Origin of the sequence: Vibrio sp. vnigr-6D03 (assembly GCF_002835515.1) — a bacterium.
In the GTDB taxonomy this organism is placed as follows: domain Bacteria; phylum Pseudomonadota; class Gammaproteobacteria; order Enterobacterales; family Vibrionaceae; genus Vibrio; species Vibrio penaeicida.
The window spans coordinates 65388-85874 of the sequence record NZ_PIZL01000041.1; the positions used below are offsets into that span (position 1 = coordinate 65388).

At 41.9% G+C, this 20487-nt stretch carries 19 protein-coding genes; 10 read left to right on the forward strand and 9 right to left on the reverse strand.

Annotated elements, in window-relative coordinates; translation table 11 throughout:
• Positions 1-5 precede the first annotated feature (5 nt).
• Positions 6-572 (forward strand): ATP-dependent zinc protease, encoded by a 567-nt coding sequence (locus CW749_RS24280; RefSeq protein ID WP_101115042.1) that lies wholly within the window; start codon positions 6-8, stop codon positions 570-572.
• A 75-nt stretch (positions 573-647) separates the two neighbouring features.
• Here CW749_RS24280 and CW749_RS24285 read toward each other — a convergent pair whose 3' ends face one another.
• Together CW749_RS24285 and CW749_RS24290 are read right to left on the reverse strand one after the other, a co-directional pair.
• The gene (locus CW749_RS24285; RefSeq protein ID WP_101115043.1) at positions 648-1181 is read right to left on the reverse strand and encodes a hypothetical protein; all 534 of its coding nucleotides are present in this window, start codon (positions 1179-1181) and stop codon (positions 648-650) included.
• A gap of 109 nt (positions 1182-1290) precedes the next feature.
• Positions 1291-1659, reverse strand: a complete 369-nt coding sequence (locus CW749_RS24290) for a NirD/YgiW/YdeI family stress tolerance protein (RefSeq protein WP_101115044.1) — start codon at positions 1657-1659, stop codon at positions 1291-1293.
• 177 nt (positions 1660-1836) lie between these two features.
• Between CW749_RS24290 and CW749_RS24295 the strand changes: the two genes are divergently transcribed.
• The 3 genes from CW749_RS24295 (at position 1837) to modC (ending at position 5313) form a co-directional block, all read left to right on the forward strand.
• A complete protein-coding gene (locus CW749_RS24295) occupies positions 1837-3300 on the forward strand; it encodes a cobyric acid synthase (RefSeq protein WP_101115045.1) in 1464 nt (487 codons plus the stop codon).
• Between the two features lie 214 nt (positions 3301-3514).
• The gene (modB, locus tag CW749_RS24305; RefSeq protein WP_101115047.1) at positions 3515-4219 is read left to right on the forward strand and encodes a molybdate ABC transporter permease subunit; all 705 of its coding nucleotides are present in this window, start codon (positions 3515-3517) and stop codon (positions 4217-4219) included.
• Positions 4216-5313: a molybdenum ABC transporter ATP-binding protein ModC gene (gene modC, locus CW749_RS24310; protein WP_101115048.1), complete on the forward strand. Its 1098-nt coding sequence runs from the start codon at positions 4216-4218 to the stop codon at positions 5311-5313. Before modB ends, modC begins: the two co-directional genes overlap by 4 nt.
• On the opposite strand, the gene CW749_RS24315 is transcribed toward modC, so the two are convergent.
• Positions 5304-6296, reverse strand: a complete 993-nt coding sequence (locus tag CW749_RS24315) for an AraC family transcriptional regulator (protein WP_101115049.1) — start codon at positions 6294-6296, stop codon at positions 5304-5306. The genes modC and CW749_RS24315 overlap by 10 nt on opposite strands.
• A gap of 123 nt (positions 6297-6419) precedes the next feature.
• Here CW749_RS24315 and CW749_RS24320 point away from each other — a divergent pair, with 123 nt between their 5' ends.
• The gene (locus CW749_RS24320) at positions 6420-8444 is read left to right on the forward strand and encodes a TonB-dependent receptor (RefSeq protein WP_101115050.1); all 2025 of its coding nucleotides are present in this window, start codon (positions 6420-6422) and stop codon (positions 8442-8444) included.
• Between the two features lie 70 nt (positions 8445-8514).
• On the opposite strand, the gene CW749_RS28290 is transcribed toward CW749_RS24320, so the two are convergent.
• The 3 genes from CW749_RS28290 to CW749_RS24335 form a co-directional block, all read right to left on the reverse strand.
• Entirely contained in the window at positions 8515-10143 is a 1629-nt protein-coding gene (locus tag CW749_RS28290; protein ID WP_101115051.1) for a methyl-accepting chemotaxis protein, read from the reverse strand.
• A 93-nt stretch (positions 10144-10236) separates the two neighbouring features.
• Complete coding sequence (locus CW749_RS24330; RefSeq protein ID WP_180958485.1) at positions 10237-11247, reverse strand: OmpA family protein; 1011 nt, start codon at positions 11245-11247, stop codon at positions 10237-10239.
• Between the two features lie 201 nt (positions 11248-11448).
• Positions 11449-11886, reverse strand: coding sequence for a DUF3069 domain-containing protein (locus tag CW749_RS24335; protein WP_101115053.1), 438 nt, complete (start codon positions 11884-11886; stop codon positions 11449-11451).
• A 140-nt stretch (positions 11887-12026) separates the two neighbouring features.
• On the opposite strand from CW749_RS24335, the gene CW749_RS24340 reads away from it, so the two are divergent.
• Positions 12027-12977: a diguanylate cyclase gene (locus CW749_RS24340; protein ID WP_101115054.1), complete on the forward strand. Its 951-nt coding sequence runs from the start codon at positions 12027-12029 to the stop codon at positions 12975-12977.
• 48 nt (positions 12978-13025) lie between these two features.
• Here the strand turns inward: CW749_RS24340 and CW749_RS24345 are convergent, their stop codons facing one another.
• From CW749_RS24345 to CW749_RS24355, 3 genes are all read right to left on the reverse strand, one after another.
• Complete coding sequence (locus tag CW749_RS24345) at positions 13026-14474, reverse strand: YdiU family protein (RefSeq protein WP_101115055.1); 1449 nt, start codon at positions 14472-14474, stop codon at positions 13026-13028.
• Between the two features lie 132 nt (positions 14475-14606).
• The gene (locus CW749_RS24350; RefSeq protein ID WP_101115056.1) at positions 14607-14819 is read right to left on the reverse strand and encodes a cold-shock protein; all 213 of its coding nucleotides are present in this window, start codon (positions 14817-14819) and stop codon (positions 14607-14609) included.
• 177 nt (positions 14820-14996) lie between these two features.
• Entirely contained in the window at positions 14997-16232 is a 1236-nt protein-coding gene (locus CW749_RS24355; protein WP_101115057.1) for a GGDEF domain-containing protein, read from the reverse strand.
• A gap of 257 nt (positions 16233-16489) precedes the next feature.
• Between CW749_RS24355 and CW749_RS24360 the strand changes: the two genes are divergently transcribed.
• The 4 genes from CW749_RS24360 to pntB all read left to right on the forward strand — a co-directional run bounded on the left by CW749_RS24360 (position 16490) and on the right by pntB (position 20398).
• Positions 16490-16858 (forward strand): late competence development ComFB family protein, encoded by a 369-nt coding sequence (locus tag CW749_RS24360; RefSeq protein ID WP_101115058.1) that lies wholly within the window; start codon positions 16490-16492, stop codon positions 16856-16858.
• Between the two features lie 10 nt (positions 16859-16868).
• Positions 16869-17150: an HlyU family transcriptional regulator gene (locus CW749_RS24365; protein ID WP_101115059.1), complete on the forward strand. Its 282-nt coding sequence runs from the start codon at positions 16869-16871 to the stop codon at positions 17148-17150.
• Positions 17151-17435: 285 nt separating this feature from the next.
• Entirely contained in the window at positions 17436-18989 is a 1554-nt protein-coding gene (locus CW749_RS24370) for a Re/Si-specific NAD(P)(+) transhydrogenase subunit alpha (RefSeq protein WP_101115060.1), read from the forward strand.
• Between the two features lie 14 nt (positions 18990-19003).
• On the forward strand, positions 19004-20398 hold the full coding sequence (gene pntB, locus CW749_RS24375) for a Re/Si-specific NAD(P)(+) transhydrogenase subunit beta (protein ID WP_101115061.1): 1395 nt from the start codon (positions 19004-19006) through the stop codon (positions 20396-20398).
• Positions 20399-20487: the final 89 nt, after the last annotated feature.

The following is a 20487-nucleotide window of genomic DNA, read 5'->3' on the forward strand; positions in this document are numbered from 1 at the left end:
TGGTAATGAAGTCGAGTAGACCTTTCATTTTCTTAGCAATCGCTGGTGTATTGACTGCGTGTATCAATATTCAAACAGGGGTGCATGCTGAGCCAAAGGCCAGTGGGAAATCGGAATCAACACACGAGGTGGACATGTTAAAAACACCCGACGGAAAATTGGTTCTCGGTGAGAAAGAGTGGGTTCATATTGCCGGTTTAGGAGAGAGCTATAAAGCTCGAGTCGATACTGGTGCAACGACTTCATCTATCAGCGCTGTTGATATAGAAACGTTTGACAAAGATGGACAGGATTTCGTTCGATTTAGAATTGCTCATGAAGGAGAAAAAAGCCCGGTGCTAACTCTACCTGTGCAGCGTTGGGTTCGTATCAAGCAATCTAGTCAAGATTCTTACCAAAGAAGAGCTGTGGTAGAAGGTGATATTCAAATTGGTGATTTGAAAACAAAGACAGAGTTTACTTTAGCTGATCGATCTCATCTTACGTTTCCAGTGCTTTTAGGAAGAAGCTTCTTCAGAGATGTCGCCGTTGTCGATGTCAGTAAAAAATACGTGCAGAAGAAAGTTAAGTAACGAGAGATTTTTGAATAACATTTAAAAAGCCCTCACTTTAATCATAAAGTGAGGGCTTTTTTTTGACTACCCGAGTTAGAACATGAATCTCGCGCCCATGATAAGCTGAGAGCCATAAACACCGTTGTCAGCGATGTTTGCACCAATTGAAAGTTGATCAGTTGAGTGGAAACGACCGCCAAAGCTATAAGTAAGCTCTGTGGTGTCACTGTAAACCAACTGACCCACTTTTACATTGGCTTCAATGTTGTCTAGCACCCATATACGAGCACCAATATTCAATTCTGGTACAAACTGGTTACCAACAAATTTGTCGTCACTCGTTTTAATATTATGGAGCAGCATCTGACCGAAGATGTCTGCAAACCCAGTTGCGGGACCGTTAAAGCCTACACCGACCGCGATGTCGTAATCACCTTCGAATCGGCTGTCTAAACGCCCAATAAAATGGGTGTTTTCGGTAAACGTCAAATTACCTTCTGCGCCGTAAGAAGTGGGACTAGCACCGACTCTAAACTCAACAGAAGAGTAGTTGAAATTGTTAGCAAGAGTTGTCATCGGGCTTAGGGCCATGAAAAGTAGTGCTAAGTGGCGTTTACGTCCAAACATATGTATTCCATCCATTTTACGCTTTGGCTTAGTGCCAAAAATACGGGTATACAAAAAGGTCTGCAAAAAGCAGACCAATATTTAAATTTAACGATATTTCAAAGAGATCTTAAAGGATCTGTAAGTGTTCCACTTCGATTTCTGGGGTTGAACCGCCTTCGTACTCACCATAAAGACGGATTTTTGACTCGGCGTTAAGTGGTTGTGTCAATACTATGTCGTCTAGCTCTACTTGGATCTGCGCATCTCCATCAGTAAATATAAAGGTATCTTTGCTGATCTGTTTAATTAGGTGTCCTTCGGTGACGACGTCTTTCTCGGCTGTCCAGCTGGTATCTTTCAGCATTTCTGCAACAGGGGTTAGGTCTACCGGGCCACTATACGTAACGTACTTTTCCTCTTGTTCTCTATCTCCAGCAAGCGCAAGAGTAGGTAATGTGATTAGTGCAGCTGCAATGGATAAAGTGATGGCTTTCATGTTTCGTAATCCTTATGACTTGAGTTCGAATACAGTTAAACAGGAACAGCCTTAACAATGTCTGATGGGGAAGTTCATTTTGAATTCATTTGGTTTAGGTTGCTATGTAGCTTGAGGTTAATTAGTGATAAGCATTACTATACGTTCAATCAAAATACACAATAAAATGAATCGACTATGATCCCTTCTATTCAAGCTCTTATGGTTCAAGGAACAACATCTGACGCAGGAAAATCTGTTTTGGTGGCAGGCTTATGCCGCGTGCTTGCCAGAAAGGGGAGAAAGGTTGCCCCTTTTAAACCTCAGAATATGGCGCTGAATAGTGCTGTGACGAAAGATGGAGGCGAAATAGGTCGAGCTCAAGCTGTTCAGGCACAAGCATGTGGCGTGGAACCTTCAGTCCATATGAACCCTGTCTTGCTCAAACCTAACTCTGATACTGGCGCTCAAGTAATTCTTCAGGGTAAAGCGATAACCAATATGGAAGCAGAAGGCTATCATGACTATAAAAAGGTCGCGATGGATAGCGTTATGGACTCGTTTGGACGTTTACAACGTGATTTTGAATCTATTGTTATTGAAGGTGCAGGTAGCCCAGCCGAAATTAACTTAAGGGCAAACGATATTGCGAACATGGGCTTCGCCGAAAATGCCGATGTACCAGTCATTATTGTGGCTGATATTGATCGCGGTGGTGTGTTCGCCCACCTATATGGTACGTTAGAACTGCTCTCGCAATCGGAACAAAACCGAGTGATTGGTTTTGTTATCAACCGATTCAGAGGCGACATTAAACTTCTAGAATCTGGTTTAGATTGGCTTGAAGAAAAAACAGGGAAACCCGTTTTAGGTGTATTGCCCTTCTTACATGGTCTAAACCTCGAAGCGGAAGATGCTATCACAAATGAACAAGTGACGACCGAAGGGCAACTTTTTAAAGTAAAAGTACCTGTTTTTACGCGAATTAGTAACCATACGGATTTTGATCCTTTGCGATTAAACCCAAACATTGACTTCGAATACGTTGGCAAAGGGGAGTCCTTGCAAGGAGCAGACTTAATTATTCTTCCTGGGACCAAATCTGTACGGCAAGATCTTGAATATCTTCGTTCACAGGGGTGGGATAAAGATATTCTAAGACACATCCGATTGGGTGGTAAGGTTATCGGGATATGTGGCGGGTATCAAATGCTCGGCAATACAATTTCGGACCCCGATGGCATTGAAGGTACAGCGGGTGACAGCGAAGGTCTCGCTTTACTGAATATGACAACAGTCCTCCACCCTGAGAAGCAACTTAAAACAGTTAAAGGTACACTTCGACTTGAAAACCAATCTTTTCCTGTTTCAGGTTATGAGATTCATGCTGGCGTGACGCAAGTCAACGAAACTCAACCCATTTCGCTAGAATATCAAGTAAGTGATGGAGCTATCAGTAGCTGTAATCAAATTTTTGGTAGTTACTTGCATGGCATATTTGAAGAAGAAGGGGCTACGGGGCTGCTTCTGGAGTGGGCAGGCAGTGAAGAGATTCAACCTGTAAACTTTGAAAAAATGAAAGAAGATGCCATTGATCGTATTGCAGATGCCATTGAAGAATATATGGACTTAGATAAACTTTGGGCAACCTTACCACAATGACCATTTCTAACGGTCTCAGCAATACTTGTACTGTGAATGCAAGAAAAAATGACACTGTCACTTTTTGTCCTTACGACATTAAATTGCTCTGCCCAATTGTTTACCCTTTGGTAAACTTAAGCGTAATGTTTGATTCTATCGATTTTTTAAACGTTACACATTTGAACAAGGGAAAGGGCGTATTTAACTCATATGCCTTCGGAATGGAACCTTGATGCTGACAGATTTTGAGTTGGAAGCACTTTACTTAAGTTTAAAGGTAGCGCTCTATGCGGTCATTTGGCTTACGCCTTTTAGTGTAATGATTGCTTGGCTACTTGCTCGAAAATCTTTTTGGGGCAAAAACGCTTTCGATGCGTGTATACACCTTCCTCTTGTATTACCGCCGGTTGTTATTGGGTATCTACTTCTTGTCGGTATGGGCAGGCAAGGGGCAATCGGAAAATGGTTGTTTGATACGTTTGGCATCGCTTTCAGTTTTGATTGGAAAGGCGCTGTTTTAGCTTCTGCGGTAGTGTCGCTTCCTTTGATGGTCAGAGCGATCCGACTAAGTATTGAAAGTATTGATACAAAACTAGAACAAGTTGCTCGTTCCTTAGGGGCAACTCCTTTGCGCGTATTCTTTACGATTACGTTACCACTCGCCATTCCCGGCGTAATAACGGGCGCATTACTCGCATTTGCGAGAAGCCTGGGGGAGTTTGGGGCAACGATCAGTTTTGTTTCTAGTATCCCAGGAGAAACCCAAACGCTGCCTCTTGCAATGTATTCTTTTATAGAAACGCCTGGAGCGGAATACGAAGCAGCGCGTCTATGCGTTATTTCCATTGTCGTAGCTTTGATTTCATTGCTCGTATCGGAAGTTCTTAGCAAGAAAGCCAATCAAAAAATTGGGTTGATTTCTAAGGAGAGAAAATGATTCTAATAAAAGTGAAGCAGCAACTTGGTCAGCTAAATTTAGACGTTGATTTGTCTATTCCTTCAAAAGGGATCACTGCTGTTTTTGGGCGCTCTGGCGCTGGAAAGACATCTTTGATAAATGCTGTGGCAGGTCTGTCAATTCCAGACAACGGGCGAATAGAGGTTAATGGTAAAACACTATTTTGCCGAGAGTCCGGTCAAAATCTGCCTATCGAAAAGCGACGAATCGGTTATGTATTTCAGGACGCAAGACTTTTCCCTCACTATTCAGTGAAAGGAAATTTACTCTACGGTACCACGACAAAAGACGCTGCTTACTTTGACGTTATTTGTAATTTATTGCAGCTACATAGCTTACTGGACAGAAAGCCTATCGACCTTTCTGGTGGGGAAAAACAACGTGTCGCTATCGGGCGCGCTCTGTTGTCTAAACCTTCTTTACTGATAATGGATGAGCCATTAGCATCTTTGGATCTTCCACGGAAACGTGAAGTGATGCCTTTTTTGGAGCGACTGGCGAATGATATTGATGTTCCAATTCTCTACGTAAGCCACAGTTTGAATGAGATCATTCGCTTGGCAGATCACATGATTATTTTGAATCAAGGTAAGCTTGAAGCGGCAGGCTCACTAGAAAGTGTATGGGATTCTCAGGCAATGCGACCTTGGCAATCTTTTTCTGAGCAAAGCACATTGTTTGATGCAATCGTTGAATCTCACCACCCCAAGTATGCTTTGACCGCGCTTAAATTGTGTGAAAAAACCCAACTTTGGGTCCAAAAAATAGATGCAGATATTTCATCTCCAGTTCGTATTCAAGTAAGAGCAAATGATGTCTCCTTATGCTTATCAGAGCCACAAGAAACATCTATACGAAATGTTATCCCAGCTACCATTGAGGACATGGAACTTCAATCACCCTCACCAGACAAACAGAGCGTTGCCATTAAACTTAAGTTAAGCAACCAGTGTTCTTTGTGGTGTAACGTAACCCAATGGGCTGTTGATGATCTTGAGCTTGAGATTGGAAAAAGGGTCTACGCTCAAGTTAAAGGGGTAAGCGTTACACAGCGCGATATCATTCAGCATTGACCCGCGACACTATCACTAGGTGAATAACCAAACTGCTTTTTAAACGCATTAGTGAAGTTAGATGGGTGCTGATAGCCAGCGTCATAAGCCGCTTCTGTGATGGTCTTGTAACCTTGTTCTAAAGCCTGTTTTGCTCGAGCCAGTCTTCGATAGCGAACGTACCCAAGTACGGTGTAACCAACTTCATGTTTAAAGCGCCTCTGCAGGTTTGAAGTGCTCATTGCTGCATATGAAGCTATATCTTCCAACGAAAGTTCCTTATTCAAATTGCTTTCAAGGTAACTAATTAGGTGCGAGATATTTCCGTTGAAATTGAAAGGCTGATCTGAAGATAACGAAGAGTGAATCTCAGAAGAAACTTGCTCAAAGGCGTTCGACATAACCAGTAGAGTGTTGGTTTCGAATTTCAGCATCTCAGTTAGCGTTTGAGGGCTCTTTATTTGAAGAAAATCATTTAGTAGTTCAATGATATCTCTACTAGGTTCAAAGCGAACATGTGCTTTGTCTGTATTAAGAAAATCCCACATATTGTCTTCAGAAGTTAAATTCAATCTCTGATTGAACCATTCCGGCTTGATCATTATGTTGATCTTTTTGACGTTATTTCCACTTTGAGTTCGTTTGTGGAACGTAGCTGGCGTTTTAAGGTTAGCGATAAGTGCCTGTGGCGCATCGATAGCATCAAGTTCAAAGTGCAAATCGTCATAACCGAAAACGAGCTTACCCTCTAGTAAAATCGTTATAATGACAGATGTTGGAGCAGTTGCGACTATATGACAGTCTGTTAAATCGGAAGTGACTCCGCCATGTACTGTGATACCCGCTTTCGAGCGATAGTCGATAAACTCTCCCTTTACGATCACGTCTTTAGATGAACGGTTGGAATTGATAACGCTTTGTTGATCGCCTCCGTTATTCACAAATTGAGTAATAGCGAAAGTTTCATGAGAGCGGGAACTCCGTTCTATTTTTGCGGGTGGCATTCTATATTGTTCCTAATAAGCGTTTAGCGATTTTGGATAACTGTTTATTCTTTTCAACAATACTATCAGCAAATACCATATCTGCGAATAATTATCATTTGTAAACATTAGGATGTGGTATCCATGGATAAGTTACGTGCTTTTACTAGCCGAAGAACATTGATTAGCCTTGCCATTGCTGGCATATGTGCACCTGCGATATCGTTTGCTTCAGAGGAAAAGTCTCATATTGAAGAAGTAATGGTGTGGGGGACTAGTGTAAAAAGTAGTTCTGAGTCATTAAGTTCTGATGACTTCGCGCTAAAACAAGCTGATCACATGTCCGATCTTCTAAGGGACATTCCTGGGGTAGACGTCGGTGGAACACATTCCGTTAACCAGCGTATCAACATTCGTGGTTTGGATGAAACTGACCTCGACATTCGTCTAGATGGCGCATCTCAAAACGCTAATATGTTCCACCATGTTGGGAACCTAACACTAAACCCAGACATCATAAAATCAGCCGATATTCAGGTGGGCGCAAATTCGGTAACAAGTAACGCTATAGGCGGTTCTGTTTATTTTGAAACGAAAGACGCAAAGGACTTACTTCGTTACGATGAAACGTATGGCGCTCGTGTATACGGCGGTATCGGTTCTAATGCATTTTCAACAGGCTCTTTGACAGCATACGGAAAGCTTTCTGATAGCGGTGATGCACTTGTGTATTTGTATGGCATAAAGCGCAGTAACTTCAAAGATGGTGACGGAACGGAAACAATTGGTTCAGAAGGGCAAGTTAATAACTTTTTAGCAAAAGCTGGGTGGGATATTGATGAAGCACAGCGTTTAGAGTTCTCATACGACTATTACCGAGATCATGGCGATTACAACCCGCGCCCGAACTGGGGTGCCGAAGGAAATGAATTCAGATCGTCTGATGCTTTAATCGACACCAAGTATTCGCGCCACACTTACACGTTCGGTTATGAATTAAAGACAGAAAACTCAGTTCTAAATGCGGCTATTTATCAAAATAAAATAAACCTTTTCCGAAACGAAGTTGGCATTCCTGGATTCTGGCCCAAAGACAGAGTTGGGGAAAACACGGCGGAAAGTACGAATACTGGAGGAAGTGTAAAAGGGCAGTCGGAACTTTCAGTACTCGGCTTTGCGAATACATTAACCTACGGCTACGAAGTGAAACAGCAAAATAGTGAGAACGAATACGCCCTAGGTGACTCTAATACTTCTAAAGCAATCACTCATTCACTGTATGTTGAAGACAAAACGGCTGCGACGGATACAGTTGATGTAACCGTGGGTGTTCGCTATGACAATGTGAAGCGTAAGACTAACTTAGATGACACATCGTTTGATAAAGTAACGTGGGCTGGTGGCGTAGATTGGCGAATTACTGAGTCTGTTACCTTATTTGCCAGTACTCGTACTTTGTTTAAAGCGCCAGAACTTCTAGAAGCGTTTATTAACTTTGAAGACAAGCTTTCTGACGACATTGCACCGGAAACAGGTTTCAACCATCAAGGCGGTATTAAGTTTGCCAAAAGCATTAACGATCACTCTGTTGCTGCAAACTTGACTGTGTTTAACACAAGAATTAATGACTACATCATCAAAAAGTATCAGGGATCATCTAAACCATACCTGTTACTTAACGGAGAAGACGCAGAGCTAACGGGTTTTGAGGCGAGCTTCCACTATGGGCACGATGCGTTCAACTCTCGCTTGTCGTATTCACGTTCAAACAATAAGTTCTTGGAATCTGGTGACCCGATTAACGCAACAGGTCGCGGTGCTCGCAGTACCGATATTGGAGACAGTGTTTCTCTTAACCTTGAATACGTCGCCTACGATATTGATGCAATATTTGGTTGGAATTCAAACTATGTAATGGAAGAAACCAATGTACTTGAAGGCAACCCAGTTAAGGAAGCCTACGATGTTCATAAGATCTATGCTCAGTGGGCACCGAGTCAAGTAGAAGGGCTGGCTCTTACATTTGGTATCGATAACCTATTTGATGCGGCGTACGTGTCTCATGCATCCACATCTGGCACGTCTAAATCCCGTTCGGGCAAAGTATTTAGTCTAGACGACTTAGAGCCAGGTCGAAACGTTAAGTTGTCCGTTGCTTATCAATTTTGATGGTGATCTAAAATAAACAATCACTCTGAGACAGGATACATTTTCCTGTCTCGAGTAATATCGTGTTTCGTTACACGTCAAATTTCGCGACTAAGTTGTCCATGTTCTCGCACTGCACGGCCAGAGTTTCGCAAGCATTCTCAGCACTACTTATCATTTCAACCATTTGGTAGCTGCTTTCTATAATACTTTGCATATTTCGATGAATGTCGTTAGAAATCTCGAGCTGTTTTTGGGCTGTGCGAGTAAATAACGTATTGGATTCTGATGCTTTATGGATGCTACTAGAAATCAATTTAAGCGTTGTACTGGTTTCGTCAGCTTGTTTTAACGTTATCGCCCCCGTTTCTTGGCTCACTTGAATTGCTGAATTAGCTTCATTGGCACTGTTTTGTAAGGCTTCAACTAATCCTTTTATCTGATCGGTGCTGTTTTGAGTTTTTGTTGCGAGGGTACGAACTTCGTCTGCGACGACTGCGAATCCTCTCCCTTGCTCACCGGCGCGAGCAGCTTCAATTGCTGCGTTTAACGCCAGCAAATTGGTTTGTTCTGCAATTTCAACAATCACGTCCAGTATCGATACGATCCCACTTACACTGCTATCCAGTGTTCCAAGTACCCGACAAGCCAATACATTCTCTTCACCTAGCTTTTGTATTGAGAGACTTGTTTTGTTTAAAAAATCGGTTGCAGAGTGTAAGTTCTCTACACTGGTAGTATTGGCGGATTCTGTTGTGGATATATTCGTCGACATGTCGGAATTAAGCGAATCAAGGCTCTGTGCCGCGCTGTCAACTTGATCGCTTTGAGATTGTTGTTCCGACACATGAATAACGATTCCTTGAGTTAAACTACGAATATTTTCCATCTCTGCTCTTACCGAATTAGAAGCGAGAATAATCTCTGTGATCGTTTCTTGAAGAGAGGTAATAAAGCTATTAAATGCCTTTGCGAGTTGACCTAGTTCATCTTGGCTTTCTAGTGGCATACGATAAGTTAAATCGGCTTCACCTGATGCAATTTGCTTTAATGATTCTGTTAATTTAACGATGGCGGAACTTACCCAGCGACTCACCATAAAGGCAAGTGAAAGTGCGATTAAAATAGCTACTGCTCCACCGATCTCAAGAATAAGCGTTGCTTGCCTAGTTAGGGACTCTCGATTATCCGATATTGCCGATTGATGCTTGAGTAAACTGGCATTCAATAACCAGATAGATTGCCATGTTGTTTGCTCTAATTCGCTAAAATCTGGCTTGTTTTCGAAAAAGTAGGTAGAAGGCGAAGCATTTGCATACATTTTCTCTTGGCTTGCTATGTAATGAGTAATGCTTTGTTCTAACTCTTGTACAGCAGATTTCTCTGGTACTGGCGACGCTGTGATAATTGAAACATCGCTGGTGATTTCGGATTGTAACCTTTTAAAACTTTCTGAGTATTGTGCGCGTTTATTATCGCTGTCGAAATCGAAAGCTAACTTTTCGGACAGACTTCTTAGAGAAATCATCGATTTAGATAAGGAGTTTAACGCGCTAATAGCCGGAGAAAGTTGAGAAAGTGATTCTCTATCAACTCGATTTTGCTCGCGTAGTTGATAAGTACTCAACAGAATGATGGCAGTAAAAATAAGCGCAACCGTGATAACTGGAAAAGCTATTTTGTGCCTCAATTGGATACGTGAAGTAATTCGAAGTTTCATGTTTGCACCAGTGACATTGCAATGAATTACCTACAATAGTAGTAAAAAAAATGGCTTCCATTCTTGGAAGCCATTTTTATTTAGAAGTTACTTTTACTCTTCTACAGTAAACTCTTCAATTGTTACTTCAACACGGCGGTTTTGCTCGCGTCCTGCTGCAGTGTCATTAGAAGCGATTGGATTAGACTCGCCATCACCTTTAACAGTAATACGGCTAGAATCTACACCTTTTGCAACGAAGTAATCAGCTACTGCTTGAGCGCGTTCTTCAGACAGTTTCTGGTTGAATTTAGCACTACCACGGCTGTCGGTGTGACCAACAACGTCAACTTTTGATTGAGGGTAGGTGGTAAGAAGAGTCGCTACAGTTTCAAAACGACGTGTACCAGCGGCACTTAACTTACTGCTTCCAGTTTCAAACAAGCTTACGTCTTGTTGTGATTGGAACGTGATAGTCTGCTTTTTAGGTGGCTCTGGTTTCTTTTCTTCAACGACAGGCGCTGGTGCTGGAGCTGGCTCAGCGACTGGGCGTGGTTCCGCTTTCGCTACAGGTGCTGGTTTTGCTTTGGCACCGAAATGATAATTAAGGCCTAACGTGAACATGCTTGCTGTGCTGTCGTCAGCTGGTCCCGCATTAATTTCTGTCATCAATTGGTATTCAATCCGAGCACGAAGTGCTTCGGTGATTTTACCTTCAAAGCCAAGTCCTGCCAAAAGGTTTAGGTCATCTTTAGCTTCGTCGTAAGTGGAGTAACCAGCACCAAGTTTACTGAAGAAATCAACATCTTCACTTAAAGGAATATTGAACTTAGGCGCAAATGTAATAGCGGTCATTGAACCTTCTAAATTCGTTAGAGTACCGCCATTAAGGTAGTTTGACTTAAATTGACCGTAATCATCATATCCTAGCTCTAATGCGACGTTATCCAGTAGCTGATATCCAAGATATACACCGTAGCCCGAACCGTCGTCATCACATCCAGTAGACACTGCACAAGAGTTTGACAAAGATGAAGCACCCACTTTACCACCAAGGTAAACTTGAGAGCTGGCAGTAAATGGAAGTGAAGAAAGTAGTGTAAGTACAACTAACTGCTTTTTCATAGATAATTCCTTTTTATAATATACAATGCGATTATTTGAGTAGATTGTTATAATCAGCATCATTATGAGAATCCATTTTCAGGAAAGCAAAACTCCAAATGAGAATTGTATTTCCAATCTCACAATCAAGACGCGTTCTTTATACAGCTCAAAATAGACAAAAGATCGCAAAAAGCGACCTTTTAATGAAAGTTTCCTTGGTTACTTTAGAAATACCTGATTGAAATCACGTTTCAGGATGGCATCTCTTCTCGCCTTTTTCAGTTGTTTCACCATGTCCTTCACACAATTGTGTAAAACTTGGTCTAATAAAGAAGCTCGGTACTCTTCTTTATCTTGCTCTGACATATCTTCGGGAAGTTTTATGGTAGGGAATTCTTCCATTACATTTAAGCCAGCAAATGCTTGGCTCACAGAAACTAATGCATGGAATTGCTCAAAGTTGTCTAACACATTCTGAGCACTTGCTGGTAACACATCCCATGATTCTCTAACTGCCTCTTCAGAAACTTCGTGAATCGACGTTACCATCAAGTGCATTTCTTCAGGAACATTGTCAAACTCAATAACTTGGCGCAATTCAGCTGATACGGTCGTAAGGTCGACTTTTTGTTGTGGGGTTTCGTTTTCGTTTGACATAAATTTTCTTCCAATGTTCAAAAAGCACATGCTAGGAATATCGCGATAAAAGTCAACAAATTACTGACAATATATAGGGTACACGACGTTCAGCATGCTATATTAATTTCATACCGTCAGAATAATAACAGCTTGAGTCTATGAAATCTCCGAATACGTCAATGAGGGTTTTACTTGTCGATGACCTGCAATTTGAGCGCATGCAACTTGCGATTCGCCTTAAGCAGCTTGGCCATGTTGTTGAGGTTGTTGAGAGTGGAGAGCGAGCACTTGATGTCTATTCGTCATTTGATCCGGAATTAGTTTTACTTGATATCAATATGCCTGATATGGATGGATTTGAAGTCGCTAAAGAGATTCGAGCACGTGATGATGACTGGGTTCCCATTATATTTCTAAGTAGTCACGAAGAGCCTGAAACCATTGCGAAAGCAATTGAAACTGGTGGTGACGACTATTTGGTAAAGCCTGTAAATAAGGTTGTACTTGGTGCAAAGATGAATGCCATGCAGCGTATTGCCCAAATGCGTAGAGAGCTAAAACTGGTTTCATCTCAATTAGAACAAGTGAACATCCATCTTCAACAGCAAGCAAATGAGGATGGTCTTACACAAGTTTACAATAGGCGGTATGTCGATAAAGAATTGAGAGACATGGTATCTTGGCACGGTAGACACCAGCTACCGTTAACAGTCATACTTCTAGATGTTGATCACTTTAAAGCCTATAACGATCATTACGGTCATATAGAAGGGGATGCCTGTTTGCAACAAATAGCATCCACATTAGACCAATGTTTTGCTCGCTCTGGAGAGTTGGTCGGTCGATATGGTGGTGAGGAGTTTGTTGTTATTGTCAGCAACGCAAATGCCGAAGACGCGCTAAAACAGGCTATTCGTGTACAAAAGTCTATTCATTCGTTAGGCATTCCACATTCCAAGTCTTCAACTAATGATATTGTGACACTGTCACAAGGTGTGTACTCATTCATTCCAACTGGTCGCGAAAGCGCTGAAGATGTTTATGGTGCCGCTGACGTTTTGCTCTATAAGGCGAAAGCGGAAGGTCGTGATAGATACGTCACGAACTGATTCTTCGTATCAATCACTAAATCGTAAATTGTTCACTGCTCCTGAAAATCATGAAGAACAGCTAAGAGCTAAGCCTTGAGCCCAATCAGGAGCTGGATGAGTGTCTTTTTCCAGCCCAGATCCATCTGAAAAAGGGGCTTCAAGTAAAAGTTTTAAACGCTTCACCTCCGAATAGTCGCCTTGATTCGCCATATCAATTGCATGTTGAGCCATATAATTTCTTAGGATGTATTTTGGATTGGTTGCACGCATTGTTAGACAACGTAGTCCTACTTCGCTTGATTCTTTTTCTAGCCTTTTCTCATAGTTATCAAACCAAGCTATTGCTGGTGAAGTTTCAGCAAATTGCGCCAAAAAATCTTCAGATCCTACTTTATCAATATTAGAAAGTGCACGAAAAGTATTGGTATAATCCGCTTCTTGCGATTTCATTAACGCGAACAACTCATTGAACAATTCGGTATCTCCGGCTTCAGATTCAACGAGACCCAATTTTGCTCTCATATGCAGGCTATATTCTTTAGTCAGGTGTGAATAATAATCATCAAGCGCACTCTCTAATTCTTTTTTTTCTACTAGTGGCGATAGTGACTGTGCCAATGCGGTTAAATTCCATAGACCGATAGATGGTTGATTATCAAACGCGTATCGACCTTGGTAATCTGAGTGATTGCAAATAAAGGATGGATCGAATTTTTCCATCATCCCGAAAGGACCGTAATCAAACGTTTCGCCTAGAATGGACATGTTATCGGTATTCATCACCCCATGAGCAAAACCAATGGACTGCCAATGGGCGATCATAGATGCTGTGCGCGAGACAACCTCTTTGAAAAACGAAAGGTAAGGGGAGCCTGACGATCGAGCCAATGGAAAATATTGGTCGATAACATAATCAGCAAACAATCTAAGATCGTCATGTTGGTTGGTATAATATAAGTATTCAAAGTGACCAAATCTTATGTGTGTTTTTGCAATACGGATGCATACGGCACCTTGTTCCACTTGCTCACGGTAAACGGGTGTATCACTCACGATTAAACCAAGCGCTCTGCTAGTCGGTATCTTTAGGCTATGCATGGCCTCGGACATTAGGTATTCACGGATACTGGAACGCAAGACTGCTCTTCCATCACCTTGGCGAGAATAGGGCGTTAAGCCTGCACCTTTTATATGAATATCATATTGAGACTCGTCTGCGTGAACCTGACACAGGAGCAAACCGCGCCCATCACCTAAATCAGGGTTGTAAGACCCAAATTGGTGACCGACATATTTCATGGCAATCGAAGGGTATGTCGTCAGTGATGTTGAGCCTGAAAGAATGGACAACATTTCTTCGTCTGGTTTTTTTGGGAATCCTAAATGCAATGCTAGCGGCGTATTCCAATCCACCCAACGCACATTCTCTAGCGATGTTGGCGTTACCTCAGTAAAAAGGTGCTGCGGTAAGTTTATAAAAGGGTGAGATAGTTTAGCGCCTTTCCAAGTATGCATATTTAAGCCTAGGTAAATGTGGTTACATTAAAATCTTACCACAAGGCTTTTAACACAAATACTCGTGCAAATTATGGGTATGAAAAAGCCACCTGAATGAGGTGGCTGTTCTATCTAGCAGCAAGCTAAGAATCAGATGGCGTTGACGTCTTCGGCTTGTGGTCCTTTTTGTCCGTCTGTAACAACAAACGATACTTTCTGACCGTCTTCTAAGTTACGGCGCCCCGTCCCTTGAATTGCAGAAAAATGAACAAATACGTCTTTACCACCTGTTTCAGGAGTGATAAATCCGAAACCTTTATCTTGGTTAAACCACTTTACCGTGCCATTGACTTTTTGACTCATAATTAAACTCTTTATATATACAAATTGATGCAGATTGTTTCCTGCAAAATCGAAGTTACCGTAAACTAAAAGCGTAGGCTAGCGAATTATCGATGAACAACATAAAGGTGTGATCTTAGACCATTTTCAGGACAACAATGAGAGGATATGTGTTTAAAAAGAGAGATATCAAAAGACTCAGCTAGTAACGACGCAATTTCGCCCACTTTTCTTTGCTTTATATAATGCCTCATCAGCTGCTTTAAGTACCTTTTTAGGGTGTTTGATATCTGAACTATCCGCTACACCGATGCTTATCGTCACATTCACGGTTTTCTCTGTATTATTAGAGCCTCGCTTTTTTGTGCCCAATTTATCATCTTTAGGGCGATCAGATCGATTTCGCACAACCATGTCATAGCTAGCAACGTTTTCTCTTAATTCGTCAAGAAAAGGAAAAGATTCATCTGCGGTTTTTCCTTTAAATAACACCGTGAATTCTTCACCACCATAACGATAAACTTTGGCCTTCCCTTCAACACTTTTAAGCGTCTTTGCGACCAAGCGAAGTACATCATCCCCCGTATCGTGCCCATGGGTATCATTGAACTTCTTGAAGTGATCAACATCTAGCATAGCTATCGAGTAATTTCGACCCAAATGACCCATCTCGTTTTCCAATGCTCTTCGGCTTGGGATCTCGGTTAGCTGATCGATAAAAGCCAGTGAGTGACTAGTAGACATGATGTTGTATATCAGCAAAATACCAGCAAGAGAGAAAAACACAGCCGAAATATACGACAGTTGAAAGAATCCGAACGTGACGGTAGACAACAATAGACAGTTATATACTGCATAATCAAGAGCTTCTCGACGTGTAAGTACCATAATTGCAGAGACGCCAACAAAAATCACACTGTACAAAACCGCTAAAAATGGAAGTTTAGATACTTGGGGAATCGAAAATAAAATGCCTTCCCATAAATGATCCATTCCATTTTGTGAAAAGTGCTCAACGGTAAGGTATGCCCAACCCATGAACAAACTAAGCAGAAGTAAATACGCTACACCCGTCTTTGAAAAAAAACGTTTGTTTGGGAAAAGGTAAACGGTCATACATGAGACAGGCATTAAAAATGCCAAGATTGAGAATTCGAGTTTGGTCGTTCCAAAATTTAGTGGGACCTGCAATCTTTCTTGTATCACCAAATATGCCAGCATCATGGATACCGCTATCATGCCCATTCGACCTTGATTAAAGCTGTGGCATAAGATCAGCGCGATAGAAAATAATAGATAAGGAAGAAAACCAATGGCACCTTGGTTTTGACTGATAAGAGGGGTAAGTTGATCGATACCATGGAGAATGCCTGTTACCAGGAATAAAGGAAATAGGAATCGGACCAGGTTTGCGTTTATCGCAGGTAAAGTCATTTGAGTACAAAAAATCCGTCAACAGCAGCTACATATAGCCGGATCAGCATAAAGGAATAGGATACTTTTATTCACATAATTTCCAAGCGTTTTGCTAAACTTATTATGAAAAATAGCGTACTACTGCGCATTTAGGCTAGTTTTTATGATACAAAACGAATAGGTCGCTGAAGCAGAGACAAGTCCATTGGCTTTGTTACTGATTAAGCGTTTATATCGGAATAGACGTCATGATTGAAACATAGGGAAGTACATAAATGAAAATAAGCGTCGATGTGCACAACTATATGGAGACATTAGTAGGAAACCGTCTAGGAGAACCTGACTATTCAGAAAGTTATGATAGTGAGCAACTTGCCGATTTGGCTTGTATTGCATTAAACCAATTACGTCCAATTTATATTCGACATGATATAGATTTTTTGTCCGCATTGCCTGAAGAGCGTCTTGTTGTCTTGAGAAAACAGGTTGATGATGCGCTTATAGCGGCCGAAAGCATGATAAAAGATGATCGCCGGAAACGAACTGAAGATAGCATTCCTGTTATTTTTACCAAACCTAGACGACATGATGACGATGAATTAGAGTGGTACGAAGTACCTATACTAAAAAAGAAAGAAGAATAAGGAGTAATTTGTGGGACTCTTTTCTCGTTTATTTGGTGGTTCAAAAGAAACCGTCGTACAAGAAGCAGAACCTATTGAGTACAATGGTTATCTGATTTACCAAGAACCAAAACCTGAAGGCGGTCAGTATCGAATAGCTGGGCGAATAACTAAAACCTTTGAATCAGGCGAGACCAAAACGCATACATTTATTCGATCTGACGTTTTAGCAACTGAATCCGACGCAAATGAGTTCATGCTAAAAAAGGCGCAGATGTTTATTGACCAAATGGGCGATAATATTTTCAACTAAATAGTTTTTTTGCAGCACATCGAATTGATTTTAGTCACCTTTTTGAGAGCCATTAAGCAGTATGCTTAATGGCTCTTTCATTTGTTTTGAAAAATTAAAAACTTTTTGAAAGTTGAAAACATAACTGAATTTAATTGCGATAATTTTTTAAGATAAAGATGAGGCTCCTTCATTCTTTAACGTTATATCTAATGAAACTTAGTGTTTTCAATACGTTTTAGTTGAAGTTAATCTCATCGTTAGATAAAAACTGATTATTAATTGTGCATTTAGTAGGGAATAACTATGCAAATTGGTGTGCCTAAAGAAACACTCGCAGGTGAAAGGCGAGTGGCTGCAACGCCGAAAACGGTAGAGCAGTTATTAAAGCTGGGATTTGATGTCTCGGTTGAGAGCCAAGCAGGGGTTCTGGCAAGTTTTGATGATGCAGCTTTTGAATCGGCTGGCGCGACTGTTGTCTCTCGAGATAACGTTTGGAAAAGCGACCTGATTCTAAAAGTAAATGCTCCTCAGGTCGATCCTGAATCTGGCGTTGATGAATTTGATTTGATTAAAGAAGGTGCGAGCCTTATCAGCTTTATTTGGCCTGCACAAAATGAAGCTCTCATGGACAAGTTATCCAGCAAAAACATCAACGTGATGGCGATGGATGCCGTACCAAGAATTTCGAGAGCGCAAGCCCTTGACGCATTAAGTTCTATGGCAAATATCGCAGGATATCGGGCAGTGGTAGAAGCCGCGCATGAATTCGGGCGCTTTTTCACCGGTCAAATTACAGCTGCTGGTAAAGTACCTCCTGCAAAAGTCCTTGTCGCTGGAGCAGGTGTAGCTGGTCTTGCAGCCATTGGTGCCGCAGGTAGCTTAGGTGCGATTGTACGCGCATTTGATGTTCGCCCAGAAGTAAAAGAGCAAGTTCAATCTATGGGGGCTGAGTTTTTAGAAGTAGATTTTCAAGAAAACTCAGGGTCTGGTGATGGCTATGCTAAAGAAATGTCCGATGAATTTAATAAAAAGGCAGAAGAGCTGTACGCTGCTCAAGCTAAAGACGTCGACATTATTATTACGACAGCTCTTATTCCTGGTCGACCAGCACCTAAACTAATTACAAAGGCAATGGTCGATAGTATGAAAGCGGGCAGTGTCATCGTCGATCTAGCTGCAGCAAACGGCGGTAACTGCGAGTACACGGTAGCCGACGAAGTGATCACCACCCCGAATGGCGTAAAAATTGTGGGTTATACCGATATGGTCGGTCGACTCCCAACTCAATCCTCACAGCTTTACGGAACTAACCTTGTCAACCTTCTAAAACTGCTATGCAAAGAGAAAGACGGTAACATCGACATCAATTTCGAAGATGTCGTCTTAAGAGGGGTTACAGTAGTCAAAGAGGGTGAAATCACTTGGCCAGCTCCTCCAATACAAGTATCCGCTCAACCAGAAGTAAAACCCAAAGCTCAACCCGTTGAAGCTACAAAAGAAGAAGAACCAGCTTCACCTCTCAAAAAGGTAGCGGCGCTGGCTATAGGGGTAGGTGCGTTTGCTTGGGTTGCCTCTGTCGCTCCAGCTTCGTTCCTTGCACACTTTACGGTATTCGTTTTGGCTTGTGTTGTCGGCTATTACGTCGTTTGGAACGTCTCGCATTCACTTCATACTCCGCTGATGTCTGTTACCAACGCCATCTCTGGAATTATCGTTGTGGGAGCTTTATTGCAAATAGGGCAAGGGAGTGGGGTCGTTACCTTCTTGTCTTTTATCGCCGTTCTAATTGCAAGCATTAATATATTTGGTGGTTTTACCGTCACCAAACGTATGCTTGAAATGTTCCGTAAAGACTAAAGGAGAGTAATCACATGTCTGCAGGATTAGTACAAGCCGCATACATTGTCGCCGCAATACTCTTTATCATGAGTTTAGCGGGACTATCTAAGCAAGAATCTGCGCGAGCAGGTAACTATTACGGCATCGCTGGTATGGCAATTGCCCTTATCGCAACCATTTTTGGACCCGATACATCTGGCGTAGTGTGGATCATTCTTGCAATGGTTATTGGTGGCGGTATTGGTATTCATTACGCTAAAAAGGTCGAAATGACCGAAATGCCTGAACTCGTTGCCATTTTGCATAGCTTTGTTGGTATGGCCGCTGTTTTAGTTGGCTACAATAGCTACATCGATCCACCGGCTATCGCGGTAACAGATGTTGATGCACATGCTAAACACGTCATCCACATGGTTGAAGTGTTTTTAGGCGTCTTCATAGGTGCGGTTACATTTACGGGGTCGGTCGTTGCATTTGGTAAGCTAAGGGGAGTTATAAATTCGTCCGCATTGAATTTACCTCATAAGCACAAATTGAACTTAGCTGCGTTAGTTGTATCAGCCTATCTATTGGTGCATTTTGTTGAAGCTGATGGAAGCATGTTCGCACTCATTTTGATGACGCTCATTGCTTTTGTATTTGGCTATCATCTCGTGGCATCGATTGGTGGCGCAGATATGCCGGTTGTTGTTTCCATGCTCAACTCATACTCTGGTTGGGCGGCAGCCGCAGCAGGTTTCATGCTAGCAAACGATCTTCTAATTGTAACCGGTGCACTTGTTGGCTCTTCAGGCGCTATCCTTTCATACATCATGTGTAAGGCTATGAATCGCTCTTTTATTAGTGTTATTGCGGGTGGATTTGGTCAGGAAGTTTCGGTGTCTAGCGGTGATGAAGATCATGGAGAGCATACTGAAACATCGGCTGAAGAAGTCGCTGAAATGCTGAAAAACTCTAAGTCAGTTATTATCACTCCAGGATATGGAATGGCAGTGGCGCAAGCTCAATACCCGGTACATGAAATTACTGAAAAATTGCGAGCTCATGGCGTCGAAGTTAGATTTGGCATACACCCCGTAGCGGGTCGATTACCAGGGCATATGAACGTATTGTTAGCAGAAGCTAAAGTGCCATATGACATTGTTCTTGAAATGGATGAGATTAACGACGATTTCCCAGAAACCGACACTGTTTTGGTTATTGGTGCGAACGACACGGTAAACCCTGCCGCACAGGAGGATCCAAATAGCCCAATTGCTGGAATGCCAGTACTTGAAGTCTGGAATTCCCAAAACGTTATCGTGTTCAAACGTTCGATGAATACGGGTTATGCTGGTGTACAAAACCCACTATTCTTTAAAGAGAATACTCAAATGCTCTTTGGGGATGCGAAAGAGTCTTGTGTACAAATATCTGCCCATTTGTAATTCAAGCTCAACGCTTTAAAAACGCTTAATGATAGAAGGGAAGCATTAGCTTCCCTTTTTTACTTTTGCCTTATGTGACAATGTCACTA